Annotated in this window: 20 protein-coding genes and 1 pseudogene; 20 read left to right on the top strand and 1 reads right to left on the bottom strand. The window is 41.5% G+C overall.

Annotated features, from left to right (window positions below):
* Window positions 1-377 precede the first annotated feature (377 nt).
* Complete coding sequence (locus tag V7077_RS12175) at window positions 378-1,040, bottom strand: TetR/AcrR family transcriptional regulator (RefSeq protein ID WP_335501824.1); 663 nt, start codon at window positions 1,038-1,040, stop codon at window positions 378-380.
* A gap of 216 nt (window positions 1,041-1,256) precedes the next feature.
* Here V7077_RS12175 and V7077_RS12170 point away from each other — a divergent pair, with 216 nt between their 5' ends.
* From V7077_RS12170 to V7077_RS12075, 20 genes and pseudogenes are all read left to right on the top strand, one after another.
* On the top strand, window positions 1,257-1,904 hold the full coding sequence (locus V7077_RS12170) for a nitroreductase family protein (RefSeq protein WP_335501822.1): 648 nt from the start codon (window positions 1,257-1,259) through the stop codon (window positions 1,902-1,904).
* A 31-nt stretch (window positions 1,905-1,935) separates the two neighbouring features.
* Window positions 1,936-2,232: a putative quinol monooxygenase gene (locus V7077_RS12165; RefSeq protein WP_335501819.1), complete on the top strand. Its 297-nt coding sequence runs from the start codon at window positions 1,936-1,938 to the stop codon at window positions 2,230-2,232.
* Between the two features lie 721 nt (window positions 2,233-2,953).
* Window positions 2,954-3,116 (top strand): annotated as a pseudogene (locus tag V7077_RS12160) (pyridoxal 5'-phosphate synthase lyase subunit PdxS); the annotation flags it as partial.
* Between the two features lie 152 nt (window positions 3,117-3,268).
* Window positions 3,269-3,598: a DUF3870 domain-containing protein gene (locus V7077_RS12155; RefSeq protein ID WP_335501817.1), complete on the top strand. Its 330-nt coding sequence runs from the start codon at window positions 3,269-3,271 to the stop codon at window positions 3,596-3,598.
* A 187-nt stretch (window positions 3,599-3,785) separates the two neighbouring features.
* Window positions 3,786-4,442, top strand: coding sequence for a CoA transferase subunit A (locus V7077_RS12150; RefSeq protein WP_335501815.1), 657 nt, complete (start codon window positions 3,786-3,788; stop codon window positions 4,440-4,442).
* 1 nt (window position 4,443) lies between these two features.
* Window positions 4,444-5,106 carry a 3-oxoacid CoA-transferase subunit B gene (locus V7077_RS12145; protein WP_335501813.1) on the top strand — a complete coding sequence of 221 codons (663 nt, stop codon included), beginning with the start codon at window positions 4,444-4,446 and terminating at the stop codon, window positions 5,104-5,106.
* Window positions 5,106-6,296: a thiolase family protein gene (locus V7077_RS12140; RefSeq protein WP_335501810.1), complete on the top strand. Its 1,191-nt coding sequence runs from the start codon at window positions 5,106-5,108 to the stop codon at window positions 6,294-6,296. Before V7077_RS12145 ends, V7077_RS12140 begins: the two co-directional genes overlap by 1 nt.
* Window positions 6,284-7,669 (top strand): aspartate aminotransferase family protein, encoded by a 1,386-nt coding sequence (locus V7077_RS12135; RefSeq protein ID WP_335501808.1) that lies wholly within the window; start codon window positions 6,284-6,286, stop codon window positions 7,667-7,669. The genes V7077_RS12140 and V7077_RS12135 overlap by 13 nt, the downstream gene beginning before the upstream one ends.
* Window positions 7,653-8,948, top strand: coding sequence for an aspartate aminotransferase family protein (locus V7077_RS12130; RefSeq protein ID WP_335501806.1), 1,296 nt, complete (start codon window positions 7,653-7,655; stop codon window positions 8,946-8,948). The genes V7077_RS12135 and V7077_RS12130 overlap by 17 nt, the downstream gene beginning before the upstream one ends.
* A 40-nt stretch (window positions 8,949-8,988) precedes the next feature.
* On the top strand, window positions 8,989-10,449 hold the full coding sequence (locus tag V7077_RS12125; RefSeq protein WP_335501804.1) for an aldehyde dehydrogenase family protein: 1,461 nt from the start codon (window positions 8,989-8,991) through the stop codon (window positions 10,447-10,449).
* 34 nt (window positions 10,450-10,483) lie between these two features.
* Complete coding sequence (locus tag V7077_RS12120; RefSeq protein ID WP_335501802.1) at window positions 10,484-11,995, top strand: M81 family metallopeptidase; 1,512 nt, start codon at window positions 10,484-10,486, stop codon at window positions 11,993-11,995.
* A complete protein-coding gene (locus V7077_RS12115) occupies window positions 11,992-12,471 on the top strand; it encodes a GNAT family N-acetyltransferase (protein ID WP_335501799.1) in 480 nt (159 codons plus the stop codon). The genes V7077_RS12120 and V7077_RS12115 overlap by 4 nt, the downstream gene beginning before the upstream one ends.
* Before the next feature lie 60 nt (window positions 12,472-12,531).
* The gene (gene ablA / locus V7077_RS12110) at window positions 12,532-13,941 is read left to right on the top strand and encodes a lysine 2,3-aminomutase (RefSeq protein ID WP_335501797.1); all 1,410 of its coding nucleotides are present in this window, start codon (window positions 12,532-12,534) and stop codon (window positions 13,939-13,941) included.
* A 2-nt stretch (window positions 13,942-13,943) separates the two neighbouring features.
* Complete coding sequence (locus V7077_RS12105; protein WP_335501795.1) at window positions 13,944-14,222, top strand: YokU family protein; 279 nt, start codon at window positions 13,944-13,946, stop codon at window positions 14,220-14,222.
* Window positions 14,223-14,375: 153 nt separating this feature from the next.
* Window positions 14,376-15,188 carry a transporter substrate-binding domain-containing protein gene (locus tag V7077_RS12100; RefSeq protein ID WP_335501793.1) on the top strand — a complete coding sequence of 271 codons (813 nt, stop codon included), beginning with the start codon at window positions 14,376-14,378 and terminating at the stop codon, window positions 15,186-15,188.
* Between the two features lie 11 nt (window positions 15,189-15,199).
* The gene (locus tag V7077_RS12095) at window positions 15,200-15,856 is read left to right on the top strand and encodes an amino acid ABC transporter permease (protein ID WP_335501792.1); all 657 of its coding nucleotides are present in this window, start codon (window positions 15,200-15,202) and stop codon (window positions 15,854-15,856) included.
* A 53-nt stretch (window positions 15,857-15,909) separates the two neighbouring features.
* The gene (locus V7077_RS12090; protein WP_335501986.1) at window positions 15,910-16,632 is read left to right on the top strand and encodes an amino acid ABC transporter ATP-binding protein; all 723 of its coding nucleotides are present in this window, start codon (window positions 15,910-15,912) and stop codon (window positions 16,630-16,632) included.
* Window positions 16,633-16,675: 43 nt separating this feature from the next.
* Window positions 16,676-17,947 carry an NAD(P)/FAD-dependent oxidoreductase gene (locus tag V7077_RS12085; RefSeq protein WP_335501790.1) on the top strand — a complete coding sequence of 424 codons (1,272 nt, stop codon included), beginning with the start codon at window positions 16,676-16,678 and terminating at the stop codon, window positions 17,945-17,947.
* Window positions 17,940-18,218 (top strand): (2Fe-2S)-binding protein, encoded by a 279-nt coding sequence (locus V7077_RS12080; protein WP_335501788.1) that lies wholly within the window; start codon window positions 17,940-17,942, stop codon window positions 18,216-18,218. The genes V7077_RS12085 and V7077_RS12080 overlap by 8 nt, the downstream gene beginning before the upstream one ends.
* The gene (locus V7077_RS12075; RefSeq protein ID WP_335501785.1) at window positions 18,215-18,517 is read left to right on the top strand and encodes a (2Fe-2S)-binding protein; all 303 of its coding nucleotides are present in this window, start codon (window positions 18,215-18,217) and stop codon (window positions 18,515-18,517) included. The genes V7077_RS12080 and V7077_RS12075 overlap by 4 nt, the downstream gene beginning before the upstream one ends.
* The last annotated feature ends 8 nt before the right edge of the window (window positions 18,518-18,525 follow it).

Below are 18,525 nucleotides of genomic sequence, written 5' to 3'. Positions count from 1 at the left end.
GCTTTGGGTGAACTTCAGCTCCACCTATTCTGACTTCGCCATACTGATCTATGCTGAGGGAGCCCCGAGTTTTCTTAAAAGGATTCTAGGCGCTGTGTTAAAGTGGAGCAATAGATTAAGGGACTACCTAATATTATGATTTAGTTTCTGATGAAGTTTTAAAGAATATTTACTTAGTATTGCCATGGTAAGTTAATATGTAATGTGTTAAAATGAGAGTCCTTGGCAGGGGCAACAAAAATAGTATGGAGTAAGCAGGGGCATGGTCCGAATTCCCTGCTTACTTGTAATATCTTCATATAAAATAATTACATCAATTACTTAAATCATATAGCACTGAAAAAAGCTGTCATACAAATGACAGCTTTTTTTTGTAGTTAGATGGCTGCTAGTTTTTTCAGGATGGACTCTACCATGGCATGGACATCCTCAGCTTCCGTGTTTTGCAGGTATGCAGGCGTTAGGACCTGGGTTTTCTTCGCCACATAGTAATCGATTAGCGCCTGTTTCAAGGACAAATCCTCTTCCATTAAGAAGGAGGTATTCACTAATTTCCCTAGTACCGTTTCATCCTGAATTATGAGGATTGAGGCATTTAATTCGTTAAACACCCCTGCTTTCATGCCATTTTGATAAAAAGTATGAATACTGGACAATTGTTCTTTTCTTGACTGCCTCTTTTTTTTATAAAGATGTAGGCAGCTTTTTTTTAGGTCATGTAAATAAATATCTGAAGCATATACAGCCGAAAAAACAGCCTGTTCAAACACGTTTTGAAGACGAAGTGGATACGATAAATCTTCGTTCGAAATAGTTTGACCCGCTTCATTTATATAATCAATACAGAGATTCGTCAGCTCCATGATGATATCTTCCTTTGAAGAAAAATAGTTGTATAAGGAAGCCCGGCTCAAATTAATCGTGTCGGCGATATCTTGAATGGTAAGGGAAAGAAAACCTTGCGTTCGAACGAGGGGAATCAATTTTTTTACATGGATTTTTCTCATCAACTGTCTTTCATCAGGTGCGATTTTTCTCAAAGTACCACTTCCTTTATCCCGAAATTATATCATAATCCAATAAAGTGAATGAAGATTTTGATATTCCAATTCTTCCTAGTTTACAACTAACAGAAAGTGGAGTATGTTTATACGTAGATATCATTTTAGACAATTTATATCATTTTTGTCTAAAGTGGATAATATTTTTACTAATATTAGAATAAATGCTCAATGGGAAAAGAGGAGAATATAAGAATGACCAACATGACAACAGCACAAGTAATGAATGATTTTAATAAAATTGTAACAGAACGTCGTTCCATAAAAAATTACGATCCATCCGTAAAAATTAGCCGCGAAGAGATGGTAGAAATTCTTACCTTAGCAACACGTGCTCCTTCTTCCGTAAATATGCAGCCATGGCGTTTTCTTGTGATCGAAAGCTCTGAGGCAAAAGCAAAACTTGCCCCTCTAGCTCGGTTCAATCAGACTCAGGTTGAAACATCATCAGCTGTTATTGCGGTTTTTGGTGATTTGAATAATTTTGTGAAGTTCGAAGATATCTACGGCGCAGCTGTAGATAAGGGATTTATGCCATTAGAGGTAAAGGAGCGAATTCAGGCATCCTTTTCCAGCTACTTTGAAACCATTTCACGCGAAGAGATGAAAGAGGTTGTTTTGGTAGATGGCGGTCTTGTATCAATGCAGTTTATGCTTGCTGCCCGTGCTTATGGGTATGATACAAATCCAATTGGCGGATATGAAAAAGACCAAATTGCTGAGGCTTTTGGATTGGAAAAGGATCGTTATATTCCGGTTATGTTGATCTCTATTGGTAAAGCAGCTGATAATGGGCACCCATCTGTACGTCTCCCAATTGACCAAGTCGCACAATGGAAGTAATGAAATATTAACAAGAGGGGATTGAGGTTTAATGATTATCATTCATGCTACATTCCAAATAAACCCAGCGAAGGAGAACATGTTTCTAGAGGAAATCCAGCCGCTTATTTCCGCTTCAAGAGAGGAGAACGGGAATATTTCTTATCGCCTTCAAAAAGATGTAGAAAATGAACATGTATATATGATGGTGGAGGTTTGGCAGGATATGCAAGCTGTTGCCAGTCACAATTCTAGCGATCACTTCACCAAGTTCGTAGCTAAAGCAAAAGATTTCTTGGCTGCACCATTAGAGGTTAAAGCATTTGAGGGGCAGCCATTAAAATTATAGATGCTAACAAAGATAATGAGAAATAGAGAGGGTGTCCTAAAAGTATAACTTTTAGGGCATCCTCTTTTTTGTGTACCTTCCATTGACAAACTAGAAGAATTATTATATCCATTTATTTTAAGGTATAAAGAGCGGTATGAGAGGGACGAAGCCACAAAGTTCTGGCTGCGAATCTCATTTATTCCACCCAATCATCTTTATAAAGAGGTCATGAAACTTATTTATGAGACGCTAAAACCATATAGAGGAGATCCTTTTCCCTTTCATTGAAAAAGGAATGTAGGAAGGGGAAATTTAGCTCAGAGGTTGGGACGGAGAGAGCTACGGCTGCTTACATGGGCGTGTTAGATGGAATAAAGTTTGTACCTAAAATCCTCATAAAAAAAACTAGAAGTTCCCGTTTCCATTATAATTCTACATGCTCGTTTTTTTCGAAAGATAACATTTTTTGAATTCAACTTACGTTTATTTATTGGTGATAAATTTTTTGCGGTTTTGCGCAAAAATAAGAAGTGTACTGCCAATATATTTTGCATATTTTTTAAAAAGACTGTTTATAAATAGGTGTTTTTAATATTGGCACAGTAATTGCATATTTTAAATTGAAAAAAATATTTTGGCTAAGTGTCCAAGATTGGGGTGACAGGAGAAACTCAATGCTTTTATAAAAAAACAAAACAAATGAATTAAAAAGATTCACAATCAGCAAGGTAGATTACTTATGAAAACCGGAACGGATCGTGTAAAAAGAGCCGTAGCTGAAATGCAAAAGGGCGGCGTCATAATGGATGTGTGAATGCTGAACAAGCAAAAATATCAGAACCAGCAGGATCGTAGCTGTAATGGCATTGGGGCGCGTACCTTCTGATATCCGTGCAGCTGGTGCGTAGCAAGAAAAAATATTCTAAAGCCGTTTTTTTGAAAGCGCTCTTATATATTTGAAAATTTAGAATATTTTTATTGACATAGTTTTTTCTGACCCGTATACTCGTGTTAGAAATATGATCAGTTGGTTTTTGAAAGGAGGATTAGGGGCATGCAAACACTGGATACAGTGATTGTTACAGGATATGCAAAGGCTCCACAGGGAACTTCCATGTATGAAATGTATAAGCATGCGGGAATTGTACTCGAAGTGGAGCTGAAAGAGCATAAAATTATCGGCGCCGAATTTACATTCGTAACAGAACTAACGAAAAACTATTTTCAAAAACTACTGATTGGTTACTGTCTTCGAGACGGTGTTGAGCCGCTGATAGAACGAATTCAAAGCTTTTATTTTGCTCCATCCCAGCAAGCGATCATTGTGGCCCTTCAGGCGGCAGTTCAACGTTACTGGGATAACATAAAGCAAAAGAATACATAACGTTTGGTTATAATAAAGTGGGAAGATGACCTCTTCCCATGGTCTTATTAAAACCGGGCAAACATGAACACTTTGTAAAGAATGTTCTTTAGAACACATTCTTTATGGAGGATTTATGTTTTGTCCGGTTTTTTATTTTTCCAAACCGTTAAAACACAAAAAAAGCAAAGAGGAGGTAGGGAAAAGGATGAGCAAGCTAATTACATGCACTGAAGCTGTAAAAATGGTTAAAAGCAGCTCACGGATTATGGTAGGAGGATTTGGACTTGTCGGATGTCCGCTCAGTTTAATCGACGCTTTGGCTCAAAGAAACGTGAAAGACTTAGAGATTATTAGTAATAACCTTGGAGAGCCGGGGAGAGGTCTTGGAGTCTTAGTACGGCAAAAACAAGTGAAAAAGGCGATCGGTTCCTACTTTACCTCTAATCCTGAAGTCGTGAAAGCCTATCAGGATCAAGAATTAGAAGTAGAGCTTATCCCGCAGGGAACGATGTCTGAGGCAATCCGGGCGGGAGGTGCTGGAATAGGGGGGTTTTATACACCGGTCGGTGTTGGAACGAAAATCGCCGAATCCAAAGAAGTGAGAGCCCTTAACGGTAAAAAATATGTGTTTCAGGAACCAATTAAAGCCGATTTTGCCTTCATTAAAGCGAAAAAAGCGGATAAATTAGGAAATCTCATTTACAACCAATCAGCAAGAAACTTTAATCCAATGATGGCAACAGCTGCAAATGTTGTGATTGCAGAGGTTGACGAGATAGTGGAGGCAGGGGAAATTTCTCCTGAAGAGATTGTAACCCCTCATTTATACGTGGATTATATCGTTGTAAAGGAAGGGAACTAGCATGAATCCAAAACAATACATTGCTGCAAGAGCTGCGAAGGAATTAAAGCCTGGCGATATCGTCAATTTAGGGATTGGGATTCCAACGCTGGTGGCTGATTATATTCCATCAGATGTCAAAGTGTTTTTACATTCGGAAAACGGTATTCTTGGAGTAGGTCCTTCTCCAGATCTGGAGCATACGGACCCAAATCTGGTCAATGCCGGGAAACTACCCGTTTCGGTATTAGAAGGAGCATCGTTTTTTGATAGCGCTTCCTCTTTTGCGATGATTCGCGGAGGGCATGTAAGTGTCTCCATTCTTGGGGCACTGCAAATCGATGCCAATGGTCGGATTGCTAATTGGGCCGTACCAGGAAAAAGTGTTCTTGGTGTTGGCGGGGCAATGGATTTATTGGAGGGCTCCAAGACTGTGATTGTCACCACAAAGCATACAAATACCGATGGGGGGCCAAAAATCGTCAAGGAATTAACCTATCCAATAACATCCGAACGAATAGTGGATTTAATAATTACTGATTTGGCGGTATTTACTGTAAAGGCAGATGGACTTCATTTGATTGAGCTGTCCCCTGGGGTTTCCCTCAGGGAAGTGGAGCAGAAAACGGATGCACCTTTCCACATTCCTGAGTCATTCAAAAAAAGCAAAGAGGTGACCGTGTAGTGGTTGTCATTGTAAATGCCTTTCGTACTGCTATCGGAAGCTTTGGCGGGTCACTGGTAAATACTCGCCCAGAAGAGCTGGTTTCCCTGATTATGAAAAACAACCTTTCCGCTTCCGGTTACGGTGCCAATATGGTCGATGAAGTCATCGTCGGGCAAACAAAGCAGAGTGCCCATGCTCCAAATATAGCCAGGGTCGCTGCACTATTGGCCCATTTTCCAGAATCGCTTCCTGCTTATACGGTCCATCGGCAGTGCGGCTCGGGAATGCAGGCGGTCATAAACGGAGCTATGTCGATTTTGGCCGGCCAGGCGAGCGTTGTGTTAGCGGGGGGAGTTGAAAGCATGTCACAAGCTCCCCATTATTTGGCTGGCAGTCGATTTGGACCAAAGATTGGAGATATCACATTATACGATTCGAATACGGAGAGTCAGCCAAAATCCCAGCCGGAGGAGATATACGGCCGTTTCACGATGGGGCAAACAGCAGAATGGTTAGCTGAAAAATATAACATTAGCCGCCAGGAACAAGACGAATTTGCTTATATAAGCCAGCAGAAAGCGAAACGCGCCATTGAAAGGGGTCGTTTTGAAGAAGAAATTATTCCTGTTCCGGTGAAGGAAGGAAAAACAGGGATCAGAAATTTTGCGACAGATGAGCACCCCAGATTAACGGAAATTGAAACACTTGGAAAATTAAGGCCTGTGTTTCAAATGGATGGTACGGTAACAGCCGGTAACTCATCCGGAAGAAATGATGGTGGCTCGATGCTGTTGTTGATGTCGGAAGAAAAGGCGAAACAACTAGGAGTTGTCCCGATGGCAAGGATACGTTCCTTTGCTGCAGTGGGTGTATCGCCAAAGGAAATGGGAATCGGTCCTGTTCCGGCATCCCAAATGGCATTGAAAAAGGCGGGGCTCCATTTGGAGGATATCGATTTGATTGAATTAAATGAAGCATTCGCTGCGCAAAGTCTTGCCTGTTTACGAGAATGGGGCATAAAAGGAGATAATGTCAATGTTAATGGTGGGGCGATTGCCTTAGGGCATCCACTTGGATGTTCCGGTGCAAGGATCGTCACTACATTATGTCATGAGCTTGAAAAACAAAAACGGCAATATGGCCTTGCGACGATTTGTGTGGCGGGGGGATTAGGATTGGCAATGGTGGTGGAAAGATGGATGGAATAAAAAAAGACTACGTGTTTCATCGGGATTTAAAAAAGGAGTATCCGATTATTACCCACGGTGAAGGTGTCTATCTCATCGATGAGAACGGGAAAAAATATTTGGATGCTTGCTCTGGTGCGGTTGCAGCTAACTTAGGCCATGGGATTACTTCTATAGGGGAGGCCATGGCAGAACAAGCAAAAAAAGCAGCTTTCGTCCATACCATGCGCTTCGAGACAAAAGCGCTCCATCAGCTAGCTGAAACAATCGGCCAAATGGCACCGGACGATTTAAATAAAGTGTATTTTACAACCGGAGGCTCAGAAGCAAATGAAAGTGCTTTGAAGCTGGCAAGACAATATCATCGGGATGCTGGCAGACATCAAAAACATATTGTCATAGGGAGATGGCAGTCATACCACGGTAACACGATTGGTTCTTTATCAGCAGGAGGGGACGTCAAACGGAGGCATGCCTACACTCCTAATCTTTTAAACTATGCCCATGTCTATTCTCCGTACTGCCATCGATGTCCGTATGATCGTCAAAAGGATGATTGTCTTTCGAACCAAAACTGGACGTGCGTTACGGATATAGAAAGAACGATTTTAGAGCTTGGGCCAGAGAACGTGTCGGCGTTTATAGCCGAACCGATTGTCGGAAGCCAGCAAGGTGCTGTTCCGCCGCCGCTCGGGTACTTTAAGAAAGTTCGGGAGCTGTGTGACCGTTATCAAATTCTGTTAATTATTGATGAAGTGATGACTGGATTCGGTCGTACCGGCACAAATTTTGCGACAGAACAGATAGGGATCGTTCCGGATATGATTACTTTTGGTAAAGGGGTATCAGCCGGATATGCCCCGCTTGCTGGGATGATTGTTCATGATCGGGTAATCGATGGGCTCATTGAAAACAGCGACGGGAAATTCATTCACGGTTACACCTATAGCGGGCATCCTGTAGCGGTGGCAGCCGGCCAAGCTGCATTGGACATATATAAGCAGGAATCGGTGCTGGAAAACGTCAAAAAACAAGGTCCTTACCTTTTCAACCGGCTTTTGGAGTTGAAGCAAAAACACGCTTTTATCTCTGATGTGCGCGGTAGAGGGCTTTTAATGGGGATCGAGCTTGTGAAGAATCGTGAACAGGATCTATTGTTCGATCCTGCTGAAAAAGCGGCTGAAAGATTGAATGGAATTGCTATGGATCTCGGTGCCGTTTTTTACCCCGGTTCCGGTTCGATTGACGGTACAAAGGGGGAACACCTTATCATTAGCCCTCCTTTAAATGTTACCAAAACAGAAATGGATGAGATTGTAAGAATACTAGATGAATCATTCACCATATTCAAGCTTCAATTAAGAAAGGATGAACTCTATGAAATTACAAAATAAAACAGCAGAAATCCAAGAAAAAGCAAAAAAACATTTATCACCGGTTATGACCAGGGTAACGGAGCTTGTCATTGAAAAAGCGCATGGCGCGAAATTTTGGACGACAGACGGAAAGGAATATATCGATTTCGTTTCAGGCGTAGCTGTCAACGCAGTCGGGCATACGAATGGAAAAATGGTGGAAGCCATTAAAAAGCAAGCTGAAGCCTTGATTCATCTTGGATTAAACTATGGTTATTATGAAACGGCAGCGAATTTGGCGGAAAAGCTTGCTCATATCACACCTGGAAACCTAGACACGGTCTTTTTCTCCAATTCAGGAGCTGAGGCCATTGACGGTGCTCTTAAACTAGCAAAGGCGGCCACAGGAAGACCCGCCATCATTGCTTTTGAAGGATCGTTTCATGGCCGTACATTAGGGGCAACTGCTATTACGGCATCAAGCTCTAAATACCGTCGTTATTATGAACCGATTTTAGGCGAGGTGTACCATGTTCCCTATCCGTATCCCAGCCAGCTGAAAAACATTAGAGAAGAAGATGCGGAAGAGTACTGCTTGAATCAGCTTCAAAAATTGTTCGATTTACGCGTGGATCCTTCACGTGTAGCGGCTATCATCATTGAACCAGTAATGGGTGAAGGCGGATATTATCCGGCACCGCCAAGCTTTTTGCAGGCTTTAAGAAAGATGACAGATGAACACGGCATTTTGCTTATCTTTGATGAAGTACAAACAGGATTCGGCAGGACCGGTAAAATGTTCGCGGCAGAGCATGCGAATGTCACTCCGGATATCTTGGTACTTGCAAAAGCCCTTTCTGGCGGAATGCCTCTTGGTGCCATTGTGGCAAACCGCGAGCTGCATGAAAAATGGCCGACGGCAGGTCACGGTTCGACATTTGGTGGAAATCCGGTTTCTTGTGCAGCGGCATTGGCAAACATTGAGGTTATTGAGGAAGAAAAGTTAGTCGAACGCAGTGCAAAACTAGGTGCGAAAATTGTGCACAGGCTTCAAAGCTCGATCGGTCATTTACCAGGTATTGTTGAAGTCCGTGGAGTCGGTATGATGATCGGTATTGAATTCGATTTGCAATCTGCTCCTTACTATGTTCCTAAAATTAAATCAAAAGCACTGGAAAATGGTTTGCTTATAATGAACTGCGGTGTAAGCGGGCAAACCATTCGACTAATGCTGCCGCTTAATATTGAAGAAGATGTGCTGAACATAGGTTTAACGATTTTAGAAGATGTGATTACTGAAAGCATTTCAGGAAACTAATTATCATTTCTACGGAATACAACAAAAGGAGGTCAAGCTTATGTCTAGCCAAATCAAAACAGATATTCTTCAGGGAGATCTTTATATAAATGGAGAATGGGTAACTGCGCCCGATCAATCGTATTTTAATAGTTTAAATCCTGCAACAGGTGAACTTGTTGGTATATATGCGGCTGCTACACCAGAACAAGTGGATGATGCTGTCGAAATAGCAAATGAAGCCTATTTGAAATGGAAGAACACCCCCATTCCAGAACGAGCAGCATATTTAATGAAAGCAGCTCAGTTGTTTGAAAAGAGAAAAGACGAACTTGCTCGTGTCATGACAATGGAGATGGGTAAAGTCCTGTCGGAGTCATTAGGCGAAGTAGGAGTCGTCATCTCAACGGCTCAATACATGGCCGGTGAGGGACGACGCCTATTTGGAGAAATAGTCCCGGCAGGTTTCCCGGACCGTAACGTAAGAATGGTTCGTGAACCTCTTGGAGTTGTCGCGTGCATTACGCCTTGGAATTTCCCGGTTGCGCTTGCTTCCTACAAAATCTTTTCAGCTTTGATTGCTGGGAATACCGTCGTATGGAAGCCTGCTTCAGAGGTTGCTTTATCGGCAAAAATTTTCTTGGAGGTTTTGGATGAAGCTGGATTTCCTGGGGGAGTTGTTAACTTAATTACTGGTTCGGGAAGGATTGTGGGACAAAGACTTGCAGAGCATCCGGATGTGAAAGTCATTTCGTTTACGGGTTCAACTGAAGTTGGAAAACTGCTGAGTGAAATGAGCAGTAAAACGTTAAAACGTATTTCATTGGAATTGGGCGGGAAGAATGCCGTGATCGTCTTGAAGGATGCAGACTTGGACAAGGCGGCAGACGGAATCGTAAAATCAGCGTTTACAACAACTGGTCAACGCTGTACAGCGGCAAGCCGAGTAATCGTCGAGCGTACAGTAAAGGAACGGCTCGTACAAAAAGTAGTAGATTTAACAAAGTCTATGAAAATAGGAAATGGACTTGAAGAAGGGAAACAAGTGGGCCCTCTCGTAAATGAAGACCAGCTTCATACAGTCGAAAAATATGTAAAAACAGCGATTGAAGAAGGTGGAAAGATTGTGTCAGGTGGCCAGCGTGTCAAAGAATTGGGCGGCTATTATTATGAACCGACCATCATTGAGAATGTAAAACCGAATGATACCATTGCACAGGAAGAAATATTTGGTCCAGTTCTTGCCATCATTGAAGTAGATTCATATGAGGAAGCTATGGAGGTAAATAACGGGACCATTTATGGGCTGTCGACTTCTATTTATACAGAGAGCCTTCATTATGCAAACCGTGCTGCAAAGGAAGCGGTTAGCGGACTTGTCTATATTAATAACGGAACGTCCAATGCCGAGATGGGAGTGGCGTTTGGGGGGATGAAGATGTCCGGAAACGGTCACCGTGAAGTTTCCCATCATGCATTTGATGTCATGACTGAGTGGAAGTCCATTTATACGAACTATTAATGAACAGACCATATCTATTATAAGGTGGGAGAACATGAGAAAAAATCGTATTGGTATTGCATTCTTTTACCATGAATCCCACAGTTTCAGCCCGATGAAAACTGAAATTGAACAGTTTCGAAATGAAGGCTACTTTATCGGCGATGAAATTTATGATGCCTATACAGGTACGAAGACAGAAGTGGGCGGGTTTCTGGATGTATTAAAACAGGACGAGGATGTAGAAATCGTACCGCTGCTTTGTGCGGCAGCGGTCCCATCGGGCGTAGTATCAACAGAAGCGTACTCCATCATCGAAAATCAAATGCTAGAGTCCATTCAGCAGGCGGGAAGGCTGGACGGATTATTGCTTGCACTGCATGGAGCGATGGTCGTCGAGCACCTCTTTGATCCGGAAGAGCATTTATTAGGAAAAATTCGGGGGCTTATCGGACCGAATGTCCCGATTGCGACAACACTGGATATGCACGCCAATTTAAGTGGAAAAATGATTGATTACACACCACTTCATTTTGGATTTAAAACATATCCGCATATTGATATGTACGAACAAGGTGTTCATGCGGCAATCGCTTTGTTAAATCAATTAAAGGAAGGTGTGACTTACTACGCTTCTTTTGAAAAGTTGCCGATGATGCCTCCCTCTATCAATATGAGAACGGCAGAAGGGCCGATGCACAAAATGATAGAGTGGGCGAAACAAGCCGAAGAGGAAGCAGGTATTTATCATGTGTCCGTATTTGGCGGCTTTCCTTACTCGGATATTCCCATGGTCGGTGCAAGTGTACTTGTTGTTTCGCTCGATCCGCAAAAAGGAAAAGAGACTGCCCAAAAGATGGCTTCCTTGTTCTGGAGCGTAAGAGAAGAATTTATCATGGATTTGCCCGGTGTAAAAGAAGGGCTCGCTTTGGCCATGTCGATTGAAGACGACAAACCGGTCGTGCTGGCGGACATCTCTGATAATCCTCTAAGCTGCGGAAGCGGGGATACAACAGAGCTGTTGCGGGAGATGGTGGAAATGAACATTCCCGACACGCTGTTTGGAGGACTTTACGATCCAGAATCCATTGAGGTTTGCCGCAAGAAGGGAGCCGGAAATAAGGTAATGCTGTCCCTAGGAGGGAAAGTATCGCCTGAATTTGGGGAGTCCATACAGGTCGAAGCAACGGTAGTGGCTTTATCAAACGGTGTATTTCACAATTCTGGACCGTTCAACCAGCATTTAAGAGTCGATTTAAAGGGGGCGGCACACATTCGCGTTGGCCAGATGGATATCCTCCTTATTGGAAGACCGATGTCAGCGAATGATCCGGAAATGTTTCGTCATATTGGTCTTGAGCCATCCACAAAAAGAATTCTTGGGCTAAAGGCTAAAAATCATTTCCGGGCAGCGTTTGAGCCGATTGTTGGCCGTATCATTTATGTGGATGCACCGGGTGTTGCATCCAATCGTTTAACAACTTTTACGTATCGTTACATTCCTAAGCCAATTTGGCCGCTCAATGATATTCAATATGAAGGAGAACGGAGGGGGGCAGAAAAATGAACACATTAAACAAAACTTATTATGTCGAAGTACCATCTTCATTGAATCCAGAACAGCTAAATATGATGATGGAGCTTGAGCGAGATGCGTTTCCAGGATTAGGAGCAGTAGATGAACAAGCCCTTGTCCCGCTTACACGCTACGGGAAACTCATTCAATACCGGCAGCAAAACGATCCAAGGCCGATTGCGATTTGTGAAGTGATGAGAGCTTACAATGATATTCATAAAGCCTACATTTTTGGGTTTTATGTACGCTCTGACCAGCAAGGGAAAGGAATCGGAAAATTATTCTTTCAGGATATTTATCCGATTTTAAAACAAGATGGATTTCATAAGGTTTGCTTAACGGTCAGTACTCAAAACAAGCCAGCCGTCAAGTTATATGAAAAATTAGGGTTTGTCATTAAAGAGACGAGATTCGATGAATTTGGTGAAGGGGAAAATCGCTATTATATGGAATATGCCATTTCTTAATAAACAGAGTATTCATTCAAGTGGTCATAAAAAATCAACCAATTTAGGGGGAGCTTAATCATGAGAAACACTTTATTCAAACCGAAAAGACATTGGAAAGAAATCGAGCTTTGGAAGGATGTAACGGATGAGCAATGGAACGATTGGGTTTGGCAGCTTACGAATACGATCAAAAATTTAGAAGACTTAAAGAAAGTAGTTAACTTAACACCAGAAGAAGAGGAAGGGGTTTTAATCTCAACAAAAACAATCCCATTAAACATCACGCCATATTATGCATCGCTTATGGATCCAGATGATTCAAGATGTCCGGTTCGGATGCAGTCTGTTCCGATTTCTGCGGAATTGCATAAAACAAGATATGACTTAGAAGATCCCCTTCACGAAGATGAAGATTCACCAGTACCTGGGTTAACCCATCGGTATCCGGATCGTGTGTTGTTCTTAGTTACAAACCAGTGCTCCATGTACTGCCGTTACTGTACAAGAAGACGCTTCTCCGGACAAATCGGCATGGGCGTACCAAAGAAACAGTTAGACACAGCCATTAATTATATCGCATCGAACCCACAGATCCGAGATGTGTTAATTTCCGGAGGAGACGGGCTCCTTATTAATGACAATATTTTAGAATATATTTTAAAAAGTTTACGTGAGATTCCACATGTAGAAATTATTCGTATCGGTACAAGAGCACCTGTTGTGTTCCCGCAGCGTATTACTGAAAATCTTTGTAATATCTTGAAAAAGTATCATCCAGTTTGGTTGAATACGCATTTCAATACATCTATTGAAATTACGGAAGAATCGAAGCGTGCATGTGAAATGCTTGCAAATGTTGGTGTACCTGTTGGGAACCAGGCGGTTATTTTAGCAGGCATTAACGACAGTGTACCGATCATGAAACAGCTGATGCATGACCTTGTTAAAATTCGCGTTCGCCCATATTATATTTACCAATGTGATTTATCAGAAGGGATCGGCCATTTCCGTGCACCAATCAGCAAAGGATTGGAAATTATGGAAGGACTTCGCGGCCATACATCGGGTTATGCTGTTCCGACATTTATTGTTGATGCCCCGGGTGGAGGAGGCAAAATTCCATTGCAGCCGAACTATATCATTTCTCAAAGTGCGAATAAAGTCGTATTACGTAACTTTGAAGGTGTCATTACCTCTTATCCGGAACCAACAAATTATCAGTCAGGCAGTGCAGAGGATTACTACAAAAAGGTATATCCTGAAGTGTTCGAAAAGTTTGAAAGTAATGGCGTCCTATCGATTATTGATGATACGAAATTTAACCTTACACCTGAAGGATTAAAACGGTTAGATCGCCGCAAGACTTATAATGAAAGTAATGAGCATAGTTCATTAAAAGATAAACGTGAAAAACGTGACGAGCTAAAAGAGAAAAAGTTCCAATCACAAATGAAGAAATATGAAACAGTGGGAGCAAAGGAGGAATAATTTTGATTTGTCAATGGTGCGAATCTGACACAGCACGTGAAACGAGCAACACAGTGTATTGGGAACTTCCAGATGGAACAAAAGCAATCGAGATTCAGGACACACCGACCACTCATTGCTTGGAATGCGGAATGACCTATCAAACCGATGATACGGTGAAAGAAATTGAGGATCAGCTATTTTTAATAGATTGCGCAAAACTTGAAAAAAGTATGACCTATGGAACACTTATGGCAGCTCCACGCTTATTGAAGCGAAACTACTTTGATTTTTCGAAATAATTGGCAAAGCCATCTCCCGTTTTTCTATCGTAAACGGGAGATGAATTTTATCTTAAGGACAAGGGATTACAAGCTGGAATTCGAGGGAATATGATAGTTTTGTAGTTTTAGAAATAGAATTACTATTCCGTTATAACTTTAGGAGGGGCTAATGTGAAGAACCCTATTTTACTCGTAATGACCTTATGTTTAACTTTTATGCTAGCTGCATGTGGAAGTAGTGAGAAAAGCACAAGTACTGGAGGAAAGGATGCGAACGAAGATTCAGACAGCCTGGCGGCTATTAAGAAAAATGGCGTGATTGAAATTGGAATCGAGGGTGCGTATCCTCCATTTAACTATTTTGATAAGAGTAATAAGTTAATAGGATTTGATGTTGATATTGCGAATGAATTGACAAAAAGAATGGGAGTGAAGCCTAATTATGTAGCGACTCCTTGGGACACGATTATCGGGGGATTACAATCAAAGAAATATGACATTATTATTTCGAGTATGGCAATCACAGAAGAACGGAAACAAAAAGTAGACTTCTCGGATCCCTACTATCATACCGGTGCCCAGCTATTTGTAAATGAGGATTATTCAGAAATTAAAGATCCCAAAAAAGATCTTAACGGTAAAAAAGTCGGTGTAGCCATTGGTACGACATTTGAAAAGAAAGCCACTGAGCTAGGGGCCACGATTGTGAATTATAAAAGCGATCTTTTAACCTTCCAAGACTTGGCGAATAAACGTGTGGTAGGGGTCATTACAGATAAAGCTGTTGGTTCTAGAATGATTAAAGAAAAAGGATTTAAGGTTAAGGCTGTTGGAGACATGCTGTACAGGGATGCCGCTGGAATCACATTAAACAAGCATGAAGAAGCATTAAAAGCTGAAATCAATAAACATCTTAAGGATATGATGGAAGATGGAACATACGAAGAAATTAGTAAGAAATGGTTCGGTGAAGATATTCGCTAAGGAGAGATAGGATGCTTAATTTTAGTTTAGTTGGCGAGTTTATACCGTTCTTGGTAAAGGCGGCATTTGTTACGATTCAACTGTCGTTAGTATCCATAATCATAGGCATGGTTTTTGGTCTTCTCATTGCATTAATGAGGATTTCTAAAATAAAAATCTTGTCCTATATTGCTCAATTCTATATTTGGATCATTCGTGGGACACCCATGCTCGTTCAATTATTTCTTGTATATTTCGGATTACCGCAAATAGGAATTGAGCTAACCCCATTTATTTCTTCTGTCATTGCATTAGGGTTGAATGCGGCTGCCTACATTGCTGAAATATACCGTGGCGGCATTATGTCCGTTCCAATTGGACAAATGGAGGCTGCAGAATCTTTAGGGATGAGATACCCTGTCATCATGAAAAAAATCATCCTGCCACAGGCTCTTCGAGTCAGCGTACCTTCCCTTGGAAACCAAGCTGTCATGATGCTGAAGGATTCATCGTTGGCTTCACTTGTAACAGTATCCGAATTAATGATGGTGTCGCAGCGATTTGCGGCTACGAATTATGCGTTTATTGAATTTTATATTGTCGCGGCGGGTTTCTATCTAGTGATGACAACCATTTTTACGTTTATTTTGAACAAGATTGAACAACGAATGTCTATAAGTGAACGCTAGGAGGAAATGAAGTGGAAGCTAGGAAAATAGAAATGGCGAGCCCATTATCCCCCATTATTCATATTGAAAATCTCCATAAGAGCTTTGATCAATTAGAGGTATTAAAAGGGATTGACCTTCAAATCTATAAAGGTGAGGTCGTTGCATTAATTGGTGCAAGCGGTTCTGGGAAAAGCACTTTACTCCGGTGTATCAATCGACTCGAAACGGTAACTTGCGGAAATGTCATCGTTGACAATATCAAATTGGACAATTCTATAAAAAACATTAGTAAAGTTCGTCAGGAAGTGGGGATGGTGTTTCAGCAATTTAATTTATTTCCACATATGACCGTATTAGAAAACGTAACGGTTAGTCCCATTCAAGTATTGAATAAGGGTAAAGCTGAAGCAGAGATGGAAGCGATCAAGCTTTTGGAAAAAGTAGGCTTGAAGGATAAAAAGGATGTATATCCAAAAAAGCTATCAGGAGGGCAGCAGCAACGTGTAGCCATTGCAAGAGCACTAGCGATGAATCCGAAGATTATGCTTTTTGATGAGCCTACATCCGCATTAGACCCGGAATTGGTTGGGGAAGTCTTGCAAGTAATGAAGCAATTAGCTTTTGAAGGCATGACCATGGTCGTCGTCACTCATGAAATGGGCTTTGCAAAAGAGGTGGCCGACAGGGTCATCTTTATGGCCGACGGAGTGATCGAGGAACAAGGTGACCCCAAGGAAGTTTTGATCCAGCCGAAGAGTGAGAGACTCATTTCATTTTTACGATTAGTCAGGTAAAAATTGAAGTCTCCAAAAAATATCTCAAAGGAAGTAAACCAATATGAAGGAAGAAATGGATCGTCTTAGTTTATTAAATCTTCACATAGACAATGAGACTAGTAAATTAGCTATTCAAGCTAAGGACACCTATGATCAATTAAAAGAATTTCTTTCCGATCATCCACATTTAAAACAGAAAAATAGGCATATCACCATTATTGGAGGTGGAATTGTTGGTCTAATGTCCGCCTTTTTTTTGCAAAAAAGTGGATTTACGATCACTATTTTGGAAAAAAAGTCATTTGGTGCAGCAGCTTCTGGAAGGAATGGAGGCGGAGTGCTGTCTTTAGGCAGGGAGTTATCCGAAATCCCTTTCGCCAGGTTGGCCACTGAGATTTGGAGCTCGCTCCAACAAAAAAAGATTGACACGAAATATGTTTCATCTGGTCATGTAATGGTCGCGAGAAATGAAGTAGAACAAGAAAAACTCATTGCGGCACATGAAATATACACTACAGCGGGGTTAAAAGTTAAGGTTCTTACTCCAGATGAGCTGAAATGCATGGTTCCGGATCTAACATCCGAAACAAAAATGGCTTTGTTTAGCAAATCCGATGGGCAAAGCTATCCTTTTACAACCATGACTAGTTTACTAAAGTATTTAAAAGAACATGGAGCTACTGTAGTCAATCATTGTGAGGTCCTTGACTTTAAGACTAGTAATCGCACTATTGAGTATGTCATTACGGAAAAAGGAAAGTTTCAATCGGATGCCTTTCTGCTTTGTTGTGGACCATGGACAACAGAAGTATGTAAAAAGTTAAACGAACAAGTCGTCGTCATTCCAAGACGTTCTCAAATTCTTGTCTCCGAGATTGTTAATAAAAGGAGGATTCACCCATTTGTTACAGGGAATTCTTTATATTTACGGCAAACTCACGCTGGCAATATTTTATTTGGCGGGGGAGGCTCTTGGGAAACGAATGGATTCGATGTTTCGAATACGAACTATGCATTGGAGTTTCTTTCAAGTAGATTACTAGAACTTTTCCCTACCTACAGCCATAAACAATTGCTTCGGGCGTTTGCTGGGACAGTCGAACTGACGGAGGATCATCTACCGTATTTTGGGATATTAAAAACATTGGACAATGCCTTTATCTCTGGAGGTTATAACGGTCATGGATATGGTATGTCAGCCGTCATGGGCAACCTCATGGCATATAGCTTAGCGTATCAATTTAATGGAAGAGTAAATCCAATTTACGCCCCCATTCTTTCTCGTTTTTCAGTAGCCCGGTCGAAAAAGAAGGCAGGAAAACTTAATGTGTAACCATTCTTTCATCATCTGTCGTTGTGAAGAAGTTTCAATAGAAGATATTCAAGATGCCATCGCTGCCGGAGCCTCGAATAGTCAGGAAATGAAAATGTCCACCCGTGCGGGAATGGGAATGTGCCAGGGCAGGTTATGCAGACCATTATTGAATGCATTGCTGCCAGACAATCATAAGGAGAGTGTTCATAGCCCAAGTCAACTAACCTTTCATCAGCCAGTTCGTCCTGTCTCCTTAGCCAAAATAGTGAAAAAGGAGAATTCGATATGAGAATTCAGCATCCTATCCTTCCCTCACGCTCGACAAAAACCATCTCGTTTACTTTTAATCATCAAATGTTTCAAGCAAGAGAGGGAGATACAATAGCTATTGCTCTATGGGCCAATGGAGTGAAGACGTTAAGAAATAGTGAAAAGAATCATGAACCTAGAGGCATGTATTGTGGAATCGGCCAGTGCTATGAATGTAGAATCTATCATCCGGAAATAGGGCTACTCAAAGCCTGTACGACGCGCGTTACAGACGGGGATCACTATTTTTCTAAAGAACCGTTTAATGAAATGGACTAAGCAAGGAA

Origin of the sequence: Neobacillus vireti, from assembly GCF_036962465.1 — a bacterium.
Taxonomy (GTDB): domain Bacteria; phylum Bacillota; class Bacilli; order Bacillales; family Cytobacillaceae; genus Neobacillus; species Neobacillus vireti_B.
This window is presented reverse-complemented; position numbering and strand designations above follow the sequence as displayed.